Here is a 19,589-nt window from a genome sequence, read left to right on the forward strand (position 1 = left end):
CCTCTATAAATGAATGAGATAGGATGATGGTGAAAAATGTCATGCCAAGCGCCGTCGAAGCAGCTGGCGGGCAGTAGTAAACCAATCAATTGAATTACCACTGCCCGCCAGCTGCCTCGGCGGCGCTTGGCATGACGTTCTTTTTGCGCTTGCCCGCTTATTCCAGCACCACGCGCTTGGTTAGCGTCTGGCTCTCGGCCTGCAGGCGCAGCGTATACACGCCCGCTGCCAGGCCCTGCGTGCCGAACTCGGCCGTCGCTCCCGCCGCGTTCAGCGAAATGCTGCGGTTCAGCACCACCTGCCCGAGTGCGTTGAACAACGTGGCGCGCACCTCGCGCTGGCCCGCCAGCGGGGGCAGTAGTACCGTGAACCGGCCGTGGGCGGGGTTGGGGTACAGGCTCACGGTAGCCGCGCTCAGCTCTACCCGGGTGGCCGTGATGGTGGCCGGGCGCAGCACGAGGCTGAAGCGAACCGTGCCGCCAGTGGCCGTGGCCAGCGTGAAGGTGTAGCGCCCACCCGAAGCCAGCAGCTGCTGAGTTCCCGTCAGGGCGTCGCGCAGATACACCGCCGCGCTGCCGAAATTGGCCAAATCAACCACCTCGAAGCGGAAGCTGCCGGCCTGCGGCACGCGCAGGTGCAGCGGCACCAGCACCTCGGCCGTGCCCAGCGGGGCCAGGCCGTTGATGGCTAGCGAGCGGCTGCCACTCAGCGTGGCCAGGTCGAGGCCGGCGGAATTGGCGAGTTTGGTGGCGTCGAATTCGGCATCCACGCCGGCGCTGGCCCCGGCTTGCAGGTACAGGAAAGTATCGTCGCTCCTGCCGGCTCCGGCCAGCTGCAGGTGCAGCTGGGGCCGGGTATCGACCAGCCCGCGGCCAAATACGGGTTGCGCCGCGAAGCTGGTGATGCGGTTGGCGTTGGTCAGGTTCACCGCGCCGGGCGTGCCGGCGGTACTCACGCGGGCAAAGTAGCCCGAGCCCGCCACCACCAGCGGCGAGGTACCAATGCCGTTGGCGTAGCTGCGGTAGGTGCCGGCGTACTGGCCGGTGCTCTGGTACACGTACATCGCAGCATCCATGCCGGGGCGCTGGGCGGGCGTCACGGTATTCCAGTCCAGTGGGCTGGGGTAGGGGTTACCCAGCAGCTGCCAGCCCGCGTCGGCATCGGTGCCCCGGCTCAACGGCCCCGAGTTTTGCGCGGCGTTGTTGAAGGTGCCAGTGAAGGCAATAGGCGCGGCCGTGGCCGGTGCATTCACGCTGTAGCCGCGCGTGGGCTGCATAGTTTCAGTGCCGTCGGCAGGCGAGAACCAGCCCTTGTCAAATGCCGCATAATTCGAAACCGCCGTGGCCAAGCGGCCTTCATCATACCCAAACACCGTGGGGAACGGCGACACCGAACCCGGCGTGGCGCTGGTGTTGTATGCCGAGTTGAAGGTTGGCACGAAGCCCGTTGTACCCAGGCTGCTGAACGTGGCCGCGGCCACCGGCGAGCTGAAGTGGCGGTAGGCCGGGCCGGTTACTGCACTGGTAACTGCGCGCTGCATGGTGCCGGCACCCGTCACCACGCCGCCGGTGTTGTCGACCAATGCCGTGCCGCTGGCCGAGGAAAGCAGCACCAGCGGCTGGCCACCGGTAGCCAGGTTGCCGCTTTGCAACCGGACCACCTGGGCCACGCTCACGCCCTGGCTCAGCGTAAGCCCGAGTACATTGTTCGCAGTCAGATTACGCACCTGGCCGGGCAGGCCCGCGCCGGTAGTTTGGGCGGCCACGCCGTTGTAGGTGTAAGAAGCGTCCGCATCGAACGTGCGGGCACCGCTAACCTGAATGGCTCCGGTAGCGCCCGTAGCCGCAATGCCGGCCGGGTCACAAATTTGCAGCTCCGCGCCGGCTTGCAGCGCGAAGGTGGCCGCGCCGCTCAGTGCTTGGCAATTACTGGTGAGTACGCCGCCCGCCTGCACCAGCACCGCGCTGGCCACGCTGGTCGCGCCCAGCAGCATGAGCGTGCCGCCGTTCTGCACCGTGATGCTGTTGTAGCTGCCGCCGGCCGTGAGGCGCTGGCCGCTGGCCACCACCAAATCGGGCCCCAGCACCACGTTGCGCAGGCTCTGGATGTAGTCGATGTTGGGCTGGCCAAAGCCGTAGCCCCAGTTGAAGGCCGTGCTTTTGCTCAGTGCGCCCTTGGCTCCGTTGTAGTCGGTCAGGTCCTGGGCGGGGTTCAGGGGGTAGTGGAAGGTGCCGCCCCCGGCATCGGTGCCGTCAGGCGAGGTCATTTTGGACCCCGCTACCGACAGGTAAAGCGACGAAGGCACGCCCGCGTTGCCGCCGCCCTTGGTGGCGTAGGTATGGATTGCCCCGGCCACACCGGCCGCCGTGCCCGTTTTCACCATCACCATGTCGTACTGCGTGATATTGAAGGAAGTAGCGGTGGCAAGGTTGGTTAGGTAAGTCGGGTTATCCAGCAGCAAATCGAGGGTGAAATCCGACGCGTCTACATCGGGCACGTAGCCGGCAGGGCCGGCCAGGCGGCGCAGCACGATGGTGGTGCCCAGGCGCAAATCACTCCAGAAAGCCGTGTTGTTGAAGCTGTACTTGCCGCCGTTGTCGGCGGTGTTGTTGGTTTCAAAATCCTTCACCACCAGGCCCCGCAGGTCGAGGTGGTCGCGCACCACCAGCAGCTCCATGGCGTCTTGGTTGCCGTTGGCGTCGTTGGTGGCGTTGTACACGCGGTTCACCACAATGGAAGGCGGAGCGAAGGCCTGGTTGCGCAGCAGCTGGATATAGCTGATGTTGCCCGTGCCGAAGCCGAAGCCCCAGTTGCGGCTGGTGCTGGTGCTGCTGGCCACGCTGGTGCCGTTGTAGTCGGCCGTTGTTTGGGCCGGGTTCAGCGGGTAAAGGAAAGCCCCCGTGCCCAGCACGGCATTGAAAACCAGTTTGGGGCCGGAGAGGCCGGTGTAGAGCGCGTTGGTGCTGCCGTTATTCGACACCAGGGCATGCACCGGGTTGTCAATCCCGCTGGCGAGGCCCGTTTTCAGCAGCACCATGTCGGTATTGGTCAGGTTGAAATTCTGGCCAGTGTTCGACAAATCCGCTAGGTACGTGGTGTTTTCCATCAGCATATCCACCGTGAAATCCGAGGCATCGGTATCCGTGGCGTACCCGGTGATGCCCGAGGCCAGGCGACGCAGCACGATGGTGGTGCCCACGCGCAAGTCCTTCCACAGCGCATTGTCTTTGAACTGAATTTTGCCGCCGGTGTCGCTGGTCAGGTTGGTTTCGAAGTCCTTCACCACCAGCCCGCGAATATCGAGGTGGTCCTGCGTCACGAGCAGCTCCACGGCATCGGTCGAGCCGTCCGAAGTCGAGCTGCCGTTGTACATGCGGTTCACCACAATGCCCGTAATCGGCTGCTCCACAAACGTCAGTTTCGAGAAGTTGAGGCTGGCGCTCACGACGTCAAATTTCAGCGTCGCATTGGGCGAAGCTTCCAGATACACGTTGTTGATAACCAAATCTTGGTAAGTGCCGAAGCCCCCCGTAGCGGGCACTGCCACCACCCCGGTGCGGTCCACGTCATTCACCGACAGCCGCAGCGAGCCGGTCGAGGTTGCTCCCGTCGAAACCCGCACCGTGACCTTGTAGAGGCCGGTGCGCAGCACGTTCACGGTGTATTTCAGCCACTCGCCGGTGGCCGAGTAGCCCACGTTGGTGTAGCCGGCATCGCCGTTCTCGGTGTCCACGCCCTCGCTGGGGCGGGGCACGGTGGGGTCTACGGCCGCGCCGCGGTTGGCCACGTCCGAGTCGTTATAAGCCACGCCCTGGCCGCCGTTGTCGTATTCCACCGCCTTTATCACCCCCGGAATCACGGCCGCCGTGCCCGAATACGGCGTGCGTACGCAGGCACTCACCTGCACCACCGATTTACTCACCACAATCGTCGTGTCGGAGTTCACCAGCGTCATGGTCACGGTGGGGTTGCCAGCGGTGGCGTAGGCCACGGCGGGCGGGTTTCTGCCGGTGCCAGTGGCCGGCGTGGCGCCCGTCCCGAAATTCCAGTTTATCGACGTGAATTCGCCGAGCACCGAGGCCGAATACGTTACCGCCTCGGGGGCGGTGCAGGTGAAGGATTTGTCGGCCGTGAAGTTGGCCAGCGTATACGTCTTGCCGGGGTTGAGGTACTTCGGCGGCAGCGTCTGCTGCGCTTGTTGCAGCGAGTACACAATCTTCCTGGTGAGCGCGCCCTGGCTGTTGAACAGCAGCACCAGCGTCGACTGCGCGTATATTTTGTCGTTGTAGAAGGTGTTGAAGCCGGCCGGCACGTTAATCTTCAGGGCCGCCGCGCCGGGCACCGTGGCGCCGTCCAACTGCACCGTGAAATCGTAGTCCGTCGCGTCGCTTTCGTTCAGCACCATCACAGCCGTGGTGCCGTTGTCGGTGCTGCTGAGGACTTTCACCAGCGCCTGGTTGTCGGTGGCGTTGAGGTTGGTGCCGTGCAGGTTCTCCGACACCAGCATCTCGTGCCAGAACGCCGAGCGCGGCTTAAACGCCGCGGGCGTACTGCCATCAATGTAGCCCAAATCGCCGGTGCCGCGTGCCCCGCTGCCCTCGTGAATGGACCAGGCCTGCATCGATACCGCCTCGTACTTCATGCCCACGCCAAACACCTCGGCCCAAAACTGCCCGTTCAGAAACGAGTGTACGCCCACGCCCTCCACGGTATTGGCGGCGGGGTTGGCGTAGTCGATGTTGAATTCGGTGAGGGCCCAGCGTAGGGCGTTGGCCCCGGTGCGGTTGTTTTTGGTGTTCGCGGCCGCCATCAAACCCAGCAGGTTGACGACGTTGTTGGTTAGGTTGTTGGTGCCACTCACTACTTGCGCCCGCGTTTGCGTGCCGGCAAAGGGGTAGGTGTGAAACGTGATGACATCGATGTAGTAGCGGCCGTTGGCATCGGTGCCCGTGATGTCGTTGGCGCCGCCCACCAGCGCGGGGAAGTAGCTGTTGTACGAAGCGTTTTCCGGGCCCACGGTCAGAATGGTGGGGTCTACCGCCTTCATCGCCGAAGCAAAGGCCTTGATGTAGGCTTCCACGCCCGCCACGGGCGTCGGGTTGGTTTGCGAGGCGTTGTTCAGGTCGGGCTCGTTGCCGATAATCCAGTACTTTACGTTGCGGCCCATCGTGATGTTGACGTGCTGCACCACCTGCGCCGCCTGCGCCGCCGTAAACCGGCCGCGCCCCTCTGACACCTGCACCATCGGCTCGGCCCCAATCCGCCGGATGGAGTCAATCAGCGCGATGTACTGCGCATTGGTCACCAGGTTCGAGTTCACGCCGTTGCCGCCGATGCGAATCATCTTCACCTTCGACTGCTTCACCAGAGGCCACAGCTTGTCGAGCTGCCCGTTGAAGACCTGATTGCCCAAAGCGGTAGGCAGCCAGGCGTTTTGGCCCGCCAGGTAAGGCGAAATGGCCTGGCCGAAACTAGTCGTCAGCGTCAGGCCGCTGAGCAGGAGAAACAATAACAGTTGCTTCATAGGAGGGAAGGGGTTTGTTGAAGTAGCGGGAAGCAGGCCGGCAGGCACCAAGCGCACGTTGCGAACAGGCAATAGCGCGCCGGGCCACCCGAAAACGGGCAGCAGCCAGAAGGAATCAGAACGCAGCAGTAGCCAACGGGCTACCAAGCTCCTCAACCCGTCAGTCGGCGGGTGCCCCGGCACATTGGCAACGGGGAAGGGGAGGTGGAATGGGCCACTAAAGGTATTGGCCTACTTTGCCTAAAAGCTAGAGCAACACCGTATTTATCTACGAAAACGTTTGCGGAATATTCAAGGAGTCCGATGGCCGCAAAAGGGCCTATTCAGCTCAACAGCAATGAACTGCTGCATATAATTGTATTGCTGATAAATTATTGTTAAACAAAGGGTTGTATTCTTATGAATTGGGGGAAAAGGCTTGAGTTCGCCTTCCAATCCTAGTTATTCGGTGCGATAAGAACATAGCTCCGCACCCTACACTTCTGCAGTGGCTTCAACCCATCAATCATCGCCCTTGGCGGCTTTCAGGCTCAGATTCCAGCCGTAGTGAACCCCAACACCGGGGCATTTTCGCCCTCGCCCAGCACAAACTCTGGCTCGGCTGTGGCCATTTCATAGCGCAGCACCACGTCGGTTTCAAACGCCACGAAATACTCGCAAAGCAGGGCCAGCGCTTTGGCGGGCCACTCTTCGCCGAGGTAGGCTTCGAGTTGAGCCACCGACAGCCCCAGTAGGCTGATTTCAAGCGCCGGCAGGGTTTCCTGGTAGTCGCCGCCCAGCACCAGGTCGCGGCCCAGGGCCAGGTTGCCCAGGGCACTGCCGCCTGCCCCGGGCTGGCGCGCGCCACTCGCAGCGGGCGCAACCACCGGGTGGCACAGGGGCGCTACCACGCGCAGCTGCACGGCCTGGCCTAGCACGCTTTCGAAGCACTGCCGCGTGCGGGGCAGGTCGCCCGCAATGCTGTGGGCCAGCGGCAGCAGGTACAGCAGGTTGGTGAGCGGGCCGGGCGGCAGGCCGCTGTCGGCCACGTTCCAGAAGCGGGCCAGCGCCTCGTTGTACCAGCGGGCCGACAGGTTGGTGAAGTAGCGGCGTTCTTCCTGCTCGATGAGCACCCGAAAATGGTAAAACTCCTGCTCGAAGGGCAGGAAGAACAGCCGGGTGGACTTTTCCTTGCGGCGCTGGTGGCGAATGTCCTCCACCATGGCGCGGGGGCCGGGGGGCGCATCGGTACTATCGGTGCCGGGCTGGTGGAACACCTGCTGCGGCAGCGCATCGTAGAGGCCCTCGCGGTGCACCTCGAGCACGGTCCGCACCACCGGCCGGCCGCTGCGCTCAAAATCCTCGTCGCGCACGGTGCCCAGGTCGCGCCGGTAGCGACGAGAAAAGAGCCCTACTGGCCGAATCAGAAAATCGTCGAACTCGTAGCCCTGCGTCAGGAGCTCGGCCAGAATGACTTCGAGGCGCAGGTCGAATGGCTGGCGGCGCAACTGGGCCAGCAGGCGATGAACAGAAGTAGTCTCAGACACGGGAAAGGAAAGGGTGCGGGGCCCGGCCCGGGCCCGCATTTGGTGGCGTAAACCTACGCGGTAACCAACAAAACAGCCGCCGTCCGGCTTCGTGTCGTAGCTTCAACTTTGAAGTTTTACGTACCTTGGCCTGCTTTTCCGGGCCTACCACCGGAGCCGCTCCGAGTTATTCCTTTCCAATTCTTTCACGAATGCTTCCTAATCCGCAGTCGCAGGCCCGTAGCGCCGTTTCGAGTACCGTTTCTAATTTGAGTTCGCGGGTACAGGGCAGTAAGGTGTTTATCAGCGGGTTGCTTTATGTGCTGGGCACAGTGCTGGCTTTTGGGCTGCTGGGTTTTGCAGCGGTGCGCAGCCCGTGGTCGTTTCCGCTCACCTCGGGGCTGCTGCAGCTGGCACTGCTGCTGCTGGGCTGGCTCTATGCCGCGCAGCTGCCCAACTGGCTGCCCTGGCACGATGCCGGCAAGCGCTGGCAGGCCATTCTCATCTTAGTTATTACGGCGGCCATTGGGGCCGGGGCCATCTGGGCGCTGCACTGGCTGCCGTGGGCCAAAGGCTACCTGCCGCCGGCCAGCTTCACCATGGCTGTGATTCCATTTGTGCTGCCCTACATATTCTGGCAGGCATTCCTGGCCTGGCGGGCCATCCCGTACCGGCAGTTCAAGCTGTGGCGCTACAACCCCAACACCGCGGGCCCCGACCTGGCCCGCATGGATTTGAACAACTTCATGGTGGTGCATTTCTGGATGACGCGCCGCCACGGCGAATCCCTCTACCACGACTTTTCGTCGAAAGCACCGTACCAAATGCGGCTGAACGACCTGTTCAGCATTTTCCTCACCGACTACAACAAGCTGAAGCCCGACCAGGCCCTGCAATACCTCGACAACCAGGGCGAGCCGTATGGGTGGCTTTTTTATGCCAAGCGCCCTTGGTGGCGCAGCCGCAAATATTTCGACCCCGATTTCACGTTTCAGGACAATTTCCTGCGGCAGGGCAGCATTATTGTGGCGCAGCGGGTGCCCGCCAACGCGGCCAACGCGAGCTAATCGTACTTTCCGCCAACATATGCTGCCATATGTTGTATTCTGGATTTTACATTTGACCCCTGAGTCGAGCGGTGCTTCCGCCATTCGCCGCAACCTCCGGCCTTTTTTACGTTACTTTCGCCTATCCTTCCAGGCTCCATGCTACCAGAAATTACACATTACCCGGTGAACTGGGTCGACGGGATGAAAATCTCGCGCCGCCACTTCGCCGAGGTCGAACAAGCCACCTCCGACCACCTGCGTGACGCCATTGCGCTGCACCTCCGCCCCGATAACTACGGCCTGCTGCCCGTCGATAACGAGCTGGGCAGCCCCGCCGCGTTCGAGCTGCTGCTCAGCGTGAATGCGCAGCACGAAGTGCAGGCGCGGCTTACGCAGTGCCGGGCCATCACGGCCGGGGGCGCGCGCATCGAAATCACGGCCAGCAGTACGCCGCTCACGGCCCGTACCAGCCTGGCCCAGCTGCTGGCCCAGTTCAGCCTCACGGCCACCGAGGGCCTGCGGTTTAGCGTGGTGCTCAGCGTCAATCCCTTCGAGCGGGTGCCCGTGGGTACGCCCAGCCCCGAGGAGGTTCCGCCGCGCCACCCCTATACCCGGCCGGCCTACGAGTTGGGCTTCGTGCCTACCCAGCAGCTCAGCAGCGAGGCCAGTGCGGCCTTCACGCTGGTCGTGGGCGAGCTGCAGTACGCCGAGGGCGAGTTGCGGCCGGTGGTGCAGTTCATTCCGCCCAGCACGGCCCTGGCCAGCCATCCGGCGCTGTTGCAGGCCCTGCATCAGCTCGATTTTCAGCTTGGGGAACTCGAAACCGACGCCTTCAAGGTTATTCACAAGGTGAAGCTGCGCACCGACAAAAAAAGCCACCTCGCCGACCTGGTGCGCGACCTGGCTGAACGCACCGTGTTTGCGCTGGCCCAGCAGCTTACCACCCTGCGCCTGTTGGCTGTTAGCCAGCCGCCCATCTACCTGCTCGACGCGCTGCTGCGTATTGCCAAGCAGTTCAAAACCGCGCTCGACAGCCTCACCGAAGGCGAGCGCGAAGAGCTGCTCAAATACTTCGAGCAGTGGTCGGAAACGCTGCCGGCTACGCTGTTGGGGGCTTTGCAGGCCGCTGTCACGCTTACGTATAACCACCACCAGGTGCACGAGCACCTGCGCCAGCAGCAGCAGTTGTGGCAGCTCATCGGTACCATCTTCCGGCAGCTCAGCCAGCTCGAATACATTGGCAAGAACAAGGAAGGCTGGCAGAGCTTCATCAACGAAAACCCGATTGAGAATTCTCCAGGCAAGGTCTCCATACCGAGCAAGACCTTGGTCGGCGACGCAAAAGCCGGGGAGGCCCCGCGTTGGAACCCTTTCACAACTTAGTCCGCCGTTGCGCGCCGCTAATTTTTCACCTGCATGAAACCCCTTAACCAACCCGAACGACGCACTCGCTTGTGGCAGTTCTCGCTGCTGTACCTGCTGGCGTTGCTCATTCCGCTGGGAGCATCCTACTATTTGTTTTCAAACAACAGCATTGCTGACGAAAACGCTCGCCTCAAAAAGGAGCTTGACCGCACCCACGAGGAGCAGGGACGTTTGATTGCCCAGTTCGACACCCTAACCCGGCACCTGCAGCGCATTGACAAAGTGGACCTGCAAATGATAGCCGAGCCGAACCCGAATGTGCGCAGCGTGCTGTTGCTTAAAAACCAGGACTACAGCAATGCCATCGCTGCCCGATTGAGCGAACTGCGCAACGACACGGCGCTGATGCAAATACCGGCACACCGGCTATTGGCCCGCAATATTTTACGGGACTTCGACTTCTACCGTTCTACCCGCAACACCGTTGATGGCTTGCGGCAGGAGGTTGCCAAAAGCGGGGAAGGCGCCCGGGGAAGTGCAATGCTGGCGACTGAACTCTCCAGCTGCAAGCTAGAAGCATCTGCTGCTAAGCAACAGGTTGTTACTCTGCAAGCGGCCCTTGCTGCTGCTTCGGCCCGGGGCGGCGGGGGTGGAGGCGGCGGAGCTCCTGCTCCGGCTACTCCCAGCAGTTCTTCCAAGCTTCAGATAGAGCTGTTACGCGACCAAGTGGCTTTCGCGGAAGCCGACTGCTTGCGCCAACGCGCCCTCGACCACAAAGCCCACAGTAAGGAGCGCAAGCAAATGCTCGAACAGTCGCGCACGGCCTTCATTCAAATCCTGCAAAACCCCGCCACCGAAAACCTGAAAGCCAGCATCGAAAAAACCCTGGAACCCATCAACGTGGAGCTAGGCCGCCCGGCGCGCTTCTTCGGGTTGTTTTAGAGCGGTTTTCAGGCTGGTGTACGGGTGTAGAGACGCAAAATATTGCGTCTCTACTCGTTCAAGCAACCATCCACCAACCTGGAAACTGCTCTAGGTCCTAATTCTACATAGCCTCCTTCGCGGCGGGCTGCATCCAGGGGCATTGGCCGTGCCTCGGCTGCAGCCCGCCGCGACCGTATGTAGCACTGCCCTTAGCCGCTACGCATTACCAAACCAAACGGCACTTCAGCCGCTACAACTCATTCCGCCGCCTCGGTACGCGCGCCGCAAAATTGGCCATTGGTCTTTTATTCTCCGCGCACCGCGCAGCTATGCTGCTCGGGCTACTTCAATGGTCCGCACACGAGCTTGTGCTCAGGACGAAAAACCGGGAGCTTTTCTGAGAAGCCTACGCATTTACTGCCGCCGGTCCTGGCTGGTGCCACCGCTGCGGAAAATGCGGATTTGAGTACGTACTAACGCGTATTTATCGGCTGAGTATTTCCTGGAATTTCTGTCGGGATAGGACAGGGATCATTATGTAATGGCTTAGTAATTAATTTTTTGTAGCTGTAAAGTTTGGGTTCGGAGAGTGTGATTGCAGGCGAAAGCATATTTAACATGCCTGTGAGTGGAGGCGTATGAAAGGGGCGGTGAATCCCACGCCGCAAGTCTTTCCACCCTTTTCATTCTCGTTATGTTCGACAAACTGGAAACCCTCGACGACCTGTTCGAGATGCAGCTCAAAGACCTTTACAGCGCCGAAAACCAGTTGGTGAAGGCCCTATCCCAAATGGCCGAAAAAGCGAAGGACGGTCGCCTGCGCGCCGGTTTCACCAAACACCTGCATGAAACAGAGAAGCAAATCGAGCGCCTCGAAAAAATCGGCGAAGACTTAGACCTCGACCTCGATGGCCACACCTGCAAAGCCATGAAAGGCCTCATCGAAGAGGGCCAGGAAACCATGTCGGAGCGTGCCACCGAGGAGGTGATGGACGCCGCCCTGATCGCCGCTGCCCAGCGCATCGAGCATTACGAAATTTCGGGCTACGGCACCGCTGCCCACTACGCCCAACGCCTGGGCCACACCAGAGCCGTAGAGCTGCTACGCCAGACCCTCGAAGAGGAGCAGCTGACCGACACCAAGCTCAACGACCTGGCCAAGAACTACATCAATCAGAAGGCCGAAACGGAGTAAGCTTCTACAGTAAACCGTGGCTTTCCCGCTTGCATTGCTAGCGCAAAAAAATGCCCGCAGCTAGCGGGCGTTTTTAGTTAGGGCCCGGCTGGCAATTCTTTTCCTGTTGCTGTGAAAACCAGCATTTCCGACTTGGCCAGGCACCGGCTGGCTTCGCTCCGACACTTGGATTTGCGGCAGCATCCCATTGATGAGCTAGTAGTGCGGGTGGGCGAGTTGCTGGAGGGCCACCCCATGCGCTGCCTGGAATTTGCACCCGGCCTGCTCCTGTATCGCGGCATTCTGCGCGAGGAGCTGCCAGAGCGGGTGGCCGATGTTTCGTACCCGCCGGCCGAGCTGGTGCGCTACGACCAGCGCGCCAACCGGGCCGGCACGCCCATGTTTTACTGCAGCGCTACCTAGCATCCTCCGTTTTTTGAGGCCCAGGTGCAGCCCGGCGATGGCGTCGTCATCAGCCGCTGGAAAACGCAGCAGCCCTTGCGCATTCTCAGCTTTGGCTACGCCGACACCTGTGCTGACGACCCGCATTCCGACCGCGAAAAATCCCTTCGGCACGCCCTGGCTCAACTCCTGGAAGGAACCCGTGACATTGCCGCCTTCCTCACCAGCACCTTCACCAAAACAGTAGCCGACGACAACCAGCACCACTACCGCCTGTCGGTGGCCGTGGCCGAGGCCTGCCAGCTGGGCCAGGACTTCGATGGCTTGCTGTACCCCTCGGCCGCCATGACCTCGCCGGCCCACAACCTGGCGCTGCACCCCAGTTGCCTCGATACCGGTAAGCTAACGCTGGACTACGTGGAGCACCTGCGCGTGCACCACGTTTCGCCCGATACCGGTGTGCTCGATGTGTGCTCGCTCGATAGTGCCCAAAGTGCTGTACCCGATGGCTGCCTGCGCTGGCAGGGCCGGCCCGGCAACTGGGTGCTCCGCGAAAGCAGTACCGCCACCAATTGCTGGCTGGAACAGGGCCAGTGGCGCTGCTAGGCGCTGGGGAAGGTTGGAACCCGGCATTTTACCGAGATATTTAAGTACTTATAACCGGCTAAATCTGTATTTCAAGCAGCCGGGCAATGCGTATAAAGACCGGGTTGGTCGAATAGTCAATTGCTCGATGCCTGCCCATAACCCAACCAATTCCATTCACCCTTTTCAAACACTTTCCACCAGCACCGGCGGCATCGAGGGCCAGCTGAAGGGCCGCGTGGGCGACAGCCCCGTACTGGGCGGCGGCACATACGCCAGCAACGATTCCTGTGCCGTGTCCTGCACCGGCGACGGCGAGGTGATTATGCGTGGGGCGCTGGCGCACGAGGTGCACGCGCTGGTGAAATACAAAGGCCTGCCGCTGGCCGAGGCCTGCCAGGCCGCCCTGCAGCTGCGCGACGACGAGCTGAAAGGTGACAAGGACATGATTGCCATCGATAAGGATGGTAACATCGCGCTCGAATTCAACAGCAACTTCATGCGCCGCGCCTACCGGGTGGGCAACGCCGAGCCGGTTGTGGCTATGTGGAAAGACGAATAGAGGGGGATACAGTGGTTTTCAGGTCGTGTACCTGCCTGAATGAGTAGGGGCGGGGCTTGCCCCCGCCCGTCGGCGCTTGAAAACTATCCTGGAATTACCAGAATGTGGGATAAAGGCGGGCATGCAGCGCAATGCGAAGCATGCCCGCCTATACTGCATTGCCTGTTTTTGGCCTCTGTCAACACCCCGAATACGCATTTACCGAAATCCAAAATCCGTATTTCTAACGCTGCTGGTTGCCGGAAGGCGCCGTAAAAAACAGGGAGTTCATCGTTGCCGGCATTAGAAGGGCGGCGATGAGCTGGGCGTTACTCAGCATTTTATCTGCTGTTCAGGCCCTCTCCACCGATACAGTCGCTCCGTTGGGGGCGTCTGTTTCGGTTAAGGCCGCTACCTATTCCATTTTCTCTTATTTCATGCCCAACCAATTCACCACGCCTAAAGGCAAGTTAATAGCCATCGGCGGCCACGAACAGCGCGAGAAAGATGGGCCCGCGCGGGAACAATCAGCCGAGTTTATTCTCCAGCGCTTCGTAGATGAGCTGGCCAGGAAAGATACCGTTGTTGTTATTCCCACTGCTTCGGAAGAGCCCGAAGAAGCTGCCCAGGACTACGTTACCGTTTTCACCGAGCTCGGCATCAAGAAGGTTGAAGTGCTGGACATCCGCAGCCGCGAGCAGGCCAATAGTACGGAAGCCTTGGAAACGCTCAATCGGGCCGATGGCGTCATGTTCACGGGCGGCGACCAACTCCGGCTCACGGCCCTGCTTGGGGGCACGCTGGTGCTGGCCCGCATCACCGAGCGCTACCAGCGCGAAGCCTTTGTGGTAGCTGGCACTAGCGCCGGCGCCGCCGCCATGAGCACGCCCATGATTTACCAGGGCCGCAACGACGCCGGCTTTCTAAAAGACGAAATCCACATCACCACCGGCCTGCAGCTGCTGCGCGACGTGGCCATCGATACCCATTTTATTGCTCGCGGCCGCATTGTGCGCATGGCTCAGATTATCGCCACTAACCCCGGCTGCATTGGCCTGGGCCTGGAGGAAGACACCGCCGTGCTGGTTACCAAGGGAAACGAGCTGGAGGTGATTGGCAACGGGATGGTGGTATTGCTCGACGGCCACGAGTGCACTAGCAACACTATTTATGAGGTGCGGCCCGGCGAAGTGTTTTCTATCCGCGACCTGCGCCTGCACTTGCTGGCCAAAGGCCAGTGCTTCAAACTGCCGGGCTTTGCATCTACCAAAGCCTCGCTGGAGAAACCAGTAAAGGAGTAGTCACCGCATGGGCTCCGCCAAATGAAACGGAACCCAGTGGAGAAAAAAGCGGCTAGCTAGTGCTGTCAACGAAGGGGAATCCATCCCAAGCTATTCACTTCAACGGCGGCAAGGTCCTCAATACCTGATCCAGCACCCTGTCGCTACCGGCCCGGGCCGGCTAGCAGTACACTGGCCTGCTTTTTAAGTAGGTGCGCAAAAGTAAACGAGTACAAGCACGTCATGCAGAGCGTAGCGAAGCATCTCGCGTGTGGCAGTAAATCAATCGTTTAACGATGCGAGCGAGATGCTTCGCTGCGCTCTGCATGACGGTTACTTGTGCGTAATTACTTAAGCCCCAGCGGGGCGGTACGCGCTCAACGGCTGCCGCCCCGCTGGGGCTTTTGGGTATACTCCGCAAGGGGCTGATTACTGCTCCATTTCCGATGCTTCAGGAGCACTTGCCAGAACGTTTGCTGCCGCTGTGTACGCCTTAGCGCATGGTTTTGCCGCGGTTGTCCCAGTGGCTGGACTTCACCTCCTAGCTGCCAGGCTGGCGCTTGATGGTGCGCGTGTACCGCTCGCCGGCAATGAGGCCATCGGGCCGGCGCTTGCCAAAAAACAGCGTCACGGGTTCACCGTGCTCATTGGTGACAAAGGTGATGTCGTAGCCCTTAAATACGTCATCGATGCTGGTTTTGGGCTCAAATAGCTTGCTCAGCTTCTTGTCTAGTTCCGGGTGCAGGGGCATGGCAGTAGGGAGTAGTTGGGCCGTGGCAGGCAGCTGCGATTGGGTAGGCTACAGGCGCAGCCAGCGGCCGAATGAGTGTTTCGATTTCTGCTTACACGAATAAACTGCCCGCTGGTTATGGTTGAGCTGCTGCAGAGCCGGGCCGCGTGTGGCAGCAGCAGGCGAGTAGTCAGAGCATCAGGGCGGCGACGGATTAGCTAAAAAAAACGGCGCTTTTAGCTGTCCGCCGTGCCCGGAAGCGGCACGCGCACGCGCACGTGGGTGCCGTCGGTGGGCGAAGATGCTACGGTCAGCACGCCGTTGAGCAGTCGCGCCCGGCCAGGTAGCACGCTGAGGCCCAGGTAGTCGGGGTGGGGTAGGGCGTGGGCAAAGCCCAAGCCGTTGTCGTCGGCACGCGGCGCCAGCCAGCCCTTGTGCGTCAGCAGGCGCAAGTGCGCTTCGGTCGCGTTGGCGTGCTGCACCACGTTGGCGGCCATTTCCTGGGCCATTCGGTAAAGCGCCACAGCCAGGGCCGGCGGCATTGGTGAGCACCCATTCAAAGTCCACGAGCTGCCAGCAGGGCTCTCGCAAGTAGGTATTGCCGGCAGTATGCCGGCCCTCCGTGGCTCGATGAGACCTTCGAAAAAGCTCGTCGTCTACGTAGTTATTGCCTCCTCAGTATTTCTGCAAATTATTGTCTACCTGTTGAGAATATACGTTAAGTAAAACCCTTATTCACCCAAAATGCTACTGCGACAGACTAGCGACTGATGCGGCGAATGCGGCATCTTCCATCCTTAACCTCTCCGCCATGATTCGCGTTTTTTTGGTTGACGACCACACCGTTTTACGCTCTGGCCTGCGCTCACTGCTGGCCGACCAGCCCGGCCTGACCGTGGCCGGTGAAGCCGGCAATGGCCTGGAGCTGCTCGAGCAGCTGCCCACCACTCCCGCCGACGTGGTGCTGCTCGACATCAACATGCCCGGTATGGATGGCCCTGAGACAGCCCGGCAGCTCCGTGAACACTACCCCGACGTGCAGATATTGGTGCTGAGCATGCTGGCGAGCACGCAATACATCTTCCGGATGCTGGATGCGGGTGCGGCGGGCTACTTGCTGAAAAGCGCCGGACTCGATGAAATCGTGCACGGCATCCGGACGGTAGCGTCGGGCCGGCCCTTTTTGTGCTCCGAGGCAGGCTTTGCTGCGCTGGAAAAGCTACGTACCGAACCCAGTGAGGCCCTTAACCCCGACCCCAAGGCCTGCTCGCTTTCGAAGCGCGAAACCGAAGTGCTCCAGCTCATTGCCGAAGGCCTTACCAACGGCGAAATTGCCACAAAGCTCTTCACCAGCAAGCGCACCATCGAAACCCACCGCCAAAACATCATTGGCAAAACCCAGATGAAAAATACCGCTTCGCTCATCCGCTATGCCGTGAGCGAAGGGCTGGTGGCCTGATAACTATGAAGCCGTTTGGGCAAGCAGTAGATGGTGGTTTGGTAGCGCATTTCGCTGGTTACTGCACAGCCGTGTCGCGGTAGCCAATTTCTTGGGCAGGTTCCATGTAAAAACCATTGCCAGCATTCTTCGAACGGTGTAGCGACCGTTCACCAGTGCTTGCTTTCAACAGCACTCCCCTTTTTTCGCTATGAAAAATATTCAGGGACTCCCACCACTGGATACATTGCGTAGCCGGGCCGCGCTTGAAGTGCGATTCCCTGCCCACGCCGCCTTCCGCAGGAGATGCCGAGCGGCAACTACTGCTGCTAGCACTTGAAATGCAGAACGAGGAACTGCAGGCGGCGTACCAGCAGGCCGAAACAGCGCGGACCGAATACGCCAGCCTCTACGAGCACGCTCCCATGGCCTACCTCACGCTCGGGCCTACTGAAGCGGCAATGCCTCTGCTTACCCGCTGTCCCGTTGAGTAGCTCGTTCCTGAATAGCTTGCAGCTCGGCCTGGTCAAGGGGTTTGTGCAGTAGCCGTTCTACCAGCGGATACTGCCGGGCCCGGGCCACGTCGAAGGGTGCGAGAGAAGACGTGAGGATATAGACCGTGCACCGGCCCTGCAACTGGGCTTCCATGGGCTTAATGGCCTCCAGCACGTCCCAGCCGCTCATTAGTGGCATATTCAAATCGAGCAGAATAACCTGGGGCGGCGAGCCAGCCTGCACCTGCTGCTCTAAAAAACCGATAGCATCGGCCGGCGATTGGTAAGAAGTCAGGGCCTCGCCCATGCCGGCACGCTGGAAGAGGCGTTCGGTAAAAAAGGCAATCGTGGGGTCGTCATCAATGAGAAGCGTTTGCATAGCAGGGGAGGAGAGAGCGCGTTATTCAGGCAGGAAGATAGAGAAGCGGGTACCTTCATCAACCCGGCTTTGCACCGAAATATGCCCTCCCATGCTATCTATGTGGGTTTTGACGAGGTACAGGCCCAGCCCGCGCCCGGGGTGGTTGGGATGGAATCGTTTGTAGAGTCGGAACACGTCGGCACCGGCGCGTTCTAGGTCAAAGCCCGAGCCGTTGTCGGCTACGATGATGCATTGGCCCATTTCGGTGTCGGGCTGGGTGGAGATACGCACGCGCAAGGGCCGGTCGGTGGCGCGGTACTTAATGGCGTTAGTGAGCAGATTGAGGAAAATGCTGTGCAGGTAGGCCCGGTTGGCGCGCACGCGCACCCCGGCCGGAATCTGTACCTGCACCGAGCCCCCTGCTTCTTCCACCACGTCGGCTAGGCTGTGTACCACCTGCTGCACCACTTCGGCCAGGGGCACGTCATGGGGCGCATCGAGGGTTTGCTTGTCCCGAATCGTCAGGATGGTGTTCATGTCGCGCAGTACCTCGTCGAGCTGCTGCAGATTCTGCTGCAGGTGGGCGTGCGTTTGGGCGAAGTAAGGCGAGTTGGATTCTTCGGTGCGTAGCAGCTCCACCAGGCCCAGGGCATTGGCCAGCGGCGAGCGCAGGTTATGCGACACAATGTAGGTGAACTGCTGGAGGTCCTGGTTCTGGGCGAAAATTTCCTCCTGGTTTTTCGTCTTTTCGGTGATGTCGCGCGCTATCATGTGTACGCCTACCACCTGGCTGTTTTCCCACAGCGGCAGTTTCACCACGTCCCAGTGCCGCATTTCGCTGGTCCCCTGCGACGTGGACATGTCGAAGCGCATGGTTTTGCCCGTAAAGGCTTCGCGAAGCTTCTCGCTAAACATGGGCTGCACGTCGAGCGGCAGAAACTCGTTGTACGTGCGCCCAATTACCAGTTCTTTGGGCAGGTTTACCAGCGCCAGAAAGGCGGGGTTGGCATCGAGAATGGTGCCTTCTTCGTTTTGGTACAGAATAATTTCCGGGGTGCTTTCAAACAGCGACCGGAATCGGACCTCGCTGGCGGCAATGGGAGGACGGGAAGCCATAGATAACAACGGCAGTGGATGAGCGGCTTGAATGCCCAGAACAACGCACGCGGCCGGCCCGGGAAACTAGCATACGGGCTGCTGGGGCTCCGAGATTATGTTTTTACAGGAAGCTGAACGGTAATAAACGGCACTACCCACCCAATAAGCCCCTTTTTATGTTCCGCTCGTTCCGCCTTCCTGCTGATTTCGAATAAATTGAGCACCGCAGGGCCGTGCCCCGGCCCCGGCGAGCTCGACTTCCCAGCTGACGGCGCTCTGGGCGTCGTAGAGGGCCAGGGGCGTGCCCAGGTGGTCGCAGACGACGCTCTGCGCCCCGCCGCCTGCAGCTTGGCCATGGGGGCAAACGTGGCGTCTTCGAACAACCAGGTGGTCAATTCCTGCACGGAACTGCTGCCCGGGACTACTTCCAGTTTAAAGGCTATGCCGGTTCATGCTAGGGCTACATCTTCGCAATGTTTACATCCTCCACCAGGGGATTCGTAAAGGTGTCAAAGATTTCGGTCTCCGTGAGTTCGAAGGCAAAGCCAAAATTGGCATCCGGATGGGGCAAGGTGTTCTTCCGTTTAAAGCCTATTAATCGTACCTTATACATGCCGGGCTTGACCTCGAATTTAAAACTTCGGAACAGCGTCACCCCGTCCAGCGTTTGGTAAGAAATACTATCCTTTTTATCATATTCCGTCGGGTCCCAGTCGTCTAATCCATCAAGGGACCCCACCCAATCAGCGGCATCACTCCCTACTTTTAAATTACAGTTGCTCAGGGTTAAAACTTCCTGCCAGTCTGCATTAAAAACGGTTTGTTCTGCCGCACTTGCTACATTGACTAAATAACGAATTGAGTTAATAGTTGAAACCGGAATCCAGGCCCCTTCTTTCAAAGAATCTTCTAAAAAGGGCTTGTTCTTATCAAAATACCCATTCACTTTTTTTTATTTTACTTTTCTCTCCTTTAGGAATACGCTAAAGGTTTCTATAGAAAAGCAAAAAAAACCGTAGCCAGTTACTCTGACATTTTTTTCGTTCATGATTTACTGAGGTGGTCTAGCTAAGCCGGACACAATTGGGACGTGGTTTGAAGTTGCTTTTCAAAGTGGTT

The 19,589-nt window shown here is 60.0% G+C and carries 17 protein-coding genes; 10 read left to right on the forward strand and 7 right to left on the reverse strand.

Going from position 1 to position 19,589, the window contains the following annotated elements; translation table 11 throughout:
* Positions 1-157: 157 nt before the first annotated feature.
* Entirely contained in the window at positions 158-5,524 is a 5,367-nt protein-coding gene (locus tag ABD837_RS04035) for a carbohydrate-binding protein (protein WP_345050574.1), read from the reverse strand.
* Positions 5,525-6,054: 530 nt separating this feature from the next.
* A complete protein-coding gene (locus ABD837_RS04040; RefSeq protein WP_345050577.1) occupies positions 6,055-7,050 on the reverse strand; it encodes a type VI secretion system baseplate subunit TssG in 996 nt (331 codons plus the stop codon).
* Between the two features lie 191 nt (positions 7,051-7,241).
* On the opposite strand from ABD837_RS04040, the gene ABD837_RS04045 reads away from it, so the two are divergent.
* The 8 genes from ABD837_RS04045 to ABD837_RS04080 all read left to right on the forward strand — a co-directional run bounded on the left by ABD837_RS04045 (position 7,242) and on the right by ABD837_RS04080 (position 14,370).
* Complete coding sequence (locus tag ABD837_RS04045; RefSeq protein ID WP_345050579.1) at positions 7,242-8,096, forward strand: TssN family type VI secretion system protein; 855 nt, start codon at positions 7,242-7,244, stop codon at positions 8,094-8,096.
* 138 nt (positions 8,097-8,234) lie between these two features.
* Positions 8,235-9,461 carry a hypothetical protein gene (locus tag ABD837_RS04050; protein ID WP_345050582.1) on the forward strand — a complete coding sequence of 409 codons (1,227 nt, stop codon included), beginning with the start codon at positions 8,235-8,237 and terminating at the stop codon, positions 9,459-9,461.
* Between the two features lie 33 nt (positions 9,462-9,494).
* Positions 9,495-10,385, forward strand: coding sequence for a hypothetical protein (locus ABD837_RS04055; protein ID WP_345050584.1), 891 nt, complete (start codon positions 9,495-9,497; stop codon positions 10,383-10,385).
* A gap of 676 nt (positions 10,386-11,061) precedes the next feature.
* Positions 11,062-11,562 (forward strand): YciE/YciF ferroxidase family protein, encoded by a 501-nt coding sequence (locus tag ABD837_RS04060; protein WP_345050585.1) that lies wholly within the window; start codon positions 11,062-11,064, stop codon positions 11,560-11,562.
* 111 nt (positions 11,563-11,673) lie between these two features.
* The gene (locus ABD837_RS04065) at positions 11,674-11,964 is read left to right on the forward strand and encodes a hypothetical protein (RefSeq protein WP_345050588.1); all 291 of its coding nucleotides are present in this window, start codon (positions 11,674-11,676) and stop codon (positions 11,962-11,964) included.
* Between the two features lie 24 nt (positions 11,965-11,988).
* Positions 11,989-12,549 carry a hypothetical protein gene (locus ABD837_RS04070; RefSeq protein WP_345050590.1) on the forward strand — a complete coding sequence of 187 codons (561 nt, stop codon included), beginning with the start codon at positions 11,989-11,991 and terminating at the stop codon, positions 12,547-12,549.
* Positions 12,550-12,676: 127 nt separating this feature from the next.
* The gene (locus tag ABD837_RS04075) at positions 12,677-13,090 is read left to right on the forward strand and encodes an isoaspartyl peptidase/L-asparaginase (RefSeq protein ID WP_345050593.1); all 414 of its coding nucleotides are present in this window, start codon (positions 12,677-12,679) and stop codon (positions 13,088-13,090) included.
* A 416-nt stretch (positions 13,091-13,506) separates the two neighbouring features.
* On the forward strand, positions 13,507-14,370 hold the full coding sequence (locus ABD837_RS04080) for a cyanophycinase (protein WP_345050595.1): 864 nt from the start codon (positions 13,507-13,509) through the stop codon (positions 14,368-14,370).
* Positions 14,371-14,890: 520 nt separating this feature from the next.
* Here the strand turns inward: ABD837_RS04080 and ABD837_RS04085 are convergent.
* On the reverse strand, positions 14,891-15,100 hold the full coding sequence (locus tag ABD837_RS04085) for a hypothetical protein (protein ID WP_345050598.1): 210 nt from the start codon (positions 15,098-15,100) through the stop codon (positions 14,891-14,893).
* A 215-nt stretch (positions 15,101-15,315) separates the two neighbouring features.
* Positions 15,316-15,621 (reverse strand): sensor histidine kinase, encoded by a 306-nt coding sequence (locus ABD837_RS04090; protein WP_345050600.1) that lies wholly within the window; start codon positions 15,619-15,621, stop codon positions 15,316-15,318.
* 269 nt (positions 15,622-15,890) lie between these two features.
* Here ABD837_RS04090 and ABD837_RS04095 point away from each other — a divergent pair, with 269 nt between their 5' ends.
* Both ABD837_RS04095 and ABD837_RS04100 read left to right on the forward strand, forming a co-directional pair.
* On the forward strand, positions 15,891-16,538 hold the full coding sequence (locus ABD837_RS04095) for a response regulator transcription factor (RefSeq protein ID WP_345050603.1): 648 nt from the start codon (positions 15,891-15,893) through the stop codon (positions 16,536-16,538).
* Between the two features lie 245 nt (positions 16,539-16,783).
* Entirely contained in the window at positions 16,784-17,011 is a 228-nt protein-coding gene (locus ABD837_RS04100) for a hypothetical protein (protein WP_345050605.1), read from the forward strand.
* On the opposite strand, the gene ABD837_RS04105 is transcribed toward ABD837_RS04100, so the two are convergent.
* From ABD837_RS04105 to ABD837_RS04115, 3 genes are all read right to left on the reverse strand, one after another.
* Complete coding sequence (locus ABD837_RS04105) at positions 16,989-17,390, reverse strand: response regulator (protein WP_345050607.1); 402 nt, start codon at positions 17,388-17,390, stop codon at positions 16,989-16,991. The genes ABD837_RS04100 and ABD837_RS04105 overlap by 23 nt on opposite strands.
* 21 nt (positions 17,391-17,411) lie before the next feature.
* The gene (locus ABD837_RS04110; protein ID WP_345050610.1) at positions 17,412-18,488 is read right to left on the reverse strand and encodes an ATP-binding protein; all 1,077 of its coding nucleotides are present in this window, start codon (positions 18,486-18,488) and stop codon (positions 17,412-17,414) included.
* Between the two features lie 442 nt (positions 18,489-18,930).
* Entirely contained in the window at positions 18,931-19,371 is a 441-nt protein-coding gene (locus ABD837_RS04115; RefSeq protein WP_345050612.1) for a hypothetical protein, read from the reverse strand.
* Between the last annotated feature and the right edge of the window lie 218 nt (positions 19,372-19,589).

This window comes from Hymenobacter glaciei (assembly GCF_039539585.1).
In the GTDB taxonomy this organism is placed as follows: Bacteria; Bacteroidota; Bacteroidia; order Cytophagales; family Hymenobacteraceae; genus Hymenobacter; species Hymenobacter glaciei.

What these genes read in the sequence shown, in the direction of transcription:
- ABD837_RS04075 (WP_345050593.1), top strand. Translation starts at nt 12,677, where the DNA reads ATGCCTGCCCATAACCCAACCAATTCCATTCACCCTTTTCAAACACTT.
- ABD837_RS04085 (WP_345050598.1), bottom strand. Translation starts at nt 15,100, where the DNA reads ATGCCCCTGCACCCGGAACTAGACAAGAAGCTGAGCAAGCTATTTGAG.
- ABD837_RS04080 (WP_345050595.1), top strand. Translation starts at nt 13,507, where the DNA reads ATGCCCAACCAATTCACCACGCCTAAAGGCAAGTTAATAGCCATCGGC.
- ABD837_RS04055 (WP_345050584.1), top strand. Translation starts at nt 9,495, where the DNA reads ATGAAACCCCTTAACCAACCCGAACGACGCACTCGCTTGTGGCAGTTC.
- ABD837_RS04110 (WP_345050610.1), bottom strand. Translation starts at nt 18,488, where the DNA reads ATGGCTTCCCGTCCTCCCATTGCCGCCAGCGAGGTCCGATTCCGGTCG.
- ABD837_RS04045 (WP_345050579.1), top strand. Translation starts at nt 7,242, where the DNA reads ATGCTTCCTAATCCGCAGTCGCAGGCCCGTAGCGCCGTTTCGAGTACC.
- ABD837_RS04095 (WP_345050603.1), top strand. Translation starts at nt 15,891, where the DNA reads ATGATTCGCGTTTTTTTGGTTGACGACCACACCGTTTTACGCTCTGGC.
- ABD837_RS04090 (WP_345050600.1), bottom strand. Translation starts at nt 15,621, where the DNA reads ATGCCGCCGGCCCTGGCTGTGGCGCTTTACCGAATGGCCCAGGAAATG.
- ABD837_RS04035 (WP_345050574.1), bottom strand. Translation starts at nt 5,524, where the DNA reads ATGAAGCAACTGTTATTGTTTCTCCTGCTCAGCGGCCTGACGCTGACG.
- ABD837_RS04050 (WP_345050582.1), top strand. Translation starts at nt 8,235, where the DNA reads ATGCTACCAGAAATTACACATTACCCGGTGAACTGGGTCGACGGGATG.
- ABD837_RS04060 (WP_345050585.1), top strand. Translation starts at nt 11,062, where the DNA reads ATGTTCGACAAACTGGAAACCCTCGACGACCTGTTCGAGATGCAGCTC.
- ABD837_RS04105 (WP_345050607.1), bottom strand. Translation starts at nt 17,390, where the DNA reads ATGCAAACGCTTCTCATTGATGACGACCCCACGATTGCCTTTTTTACC.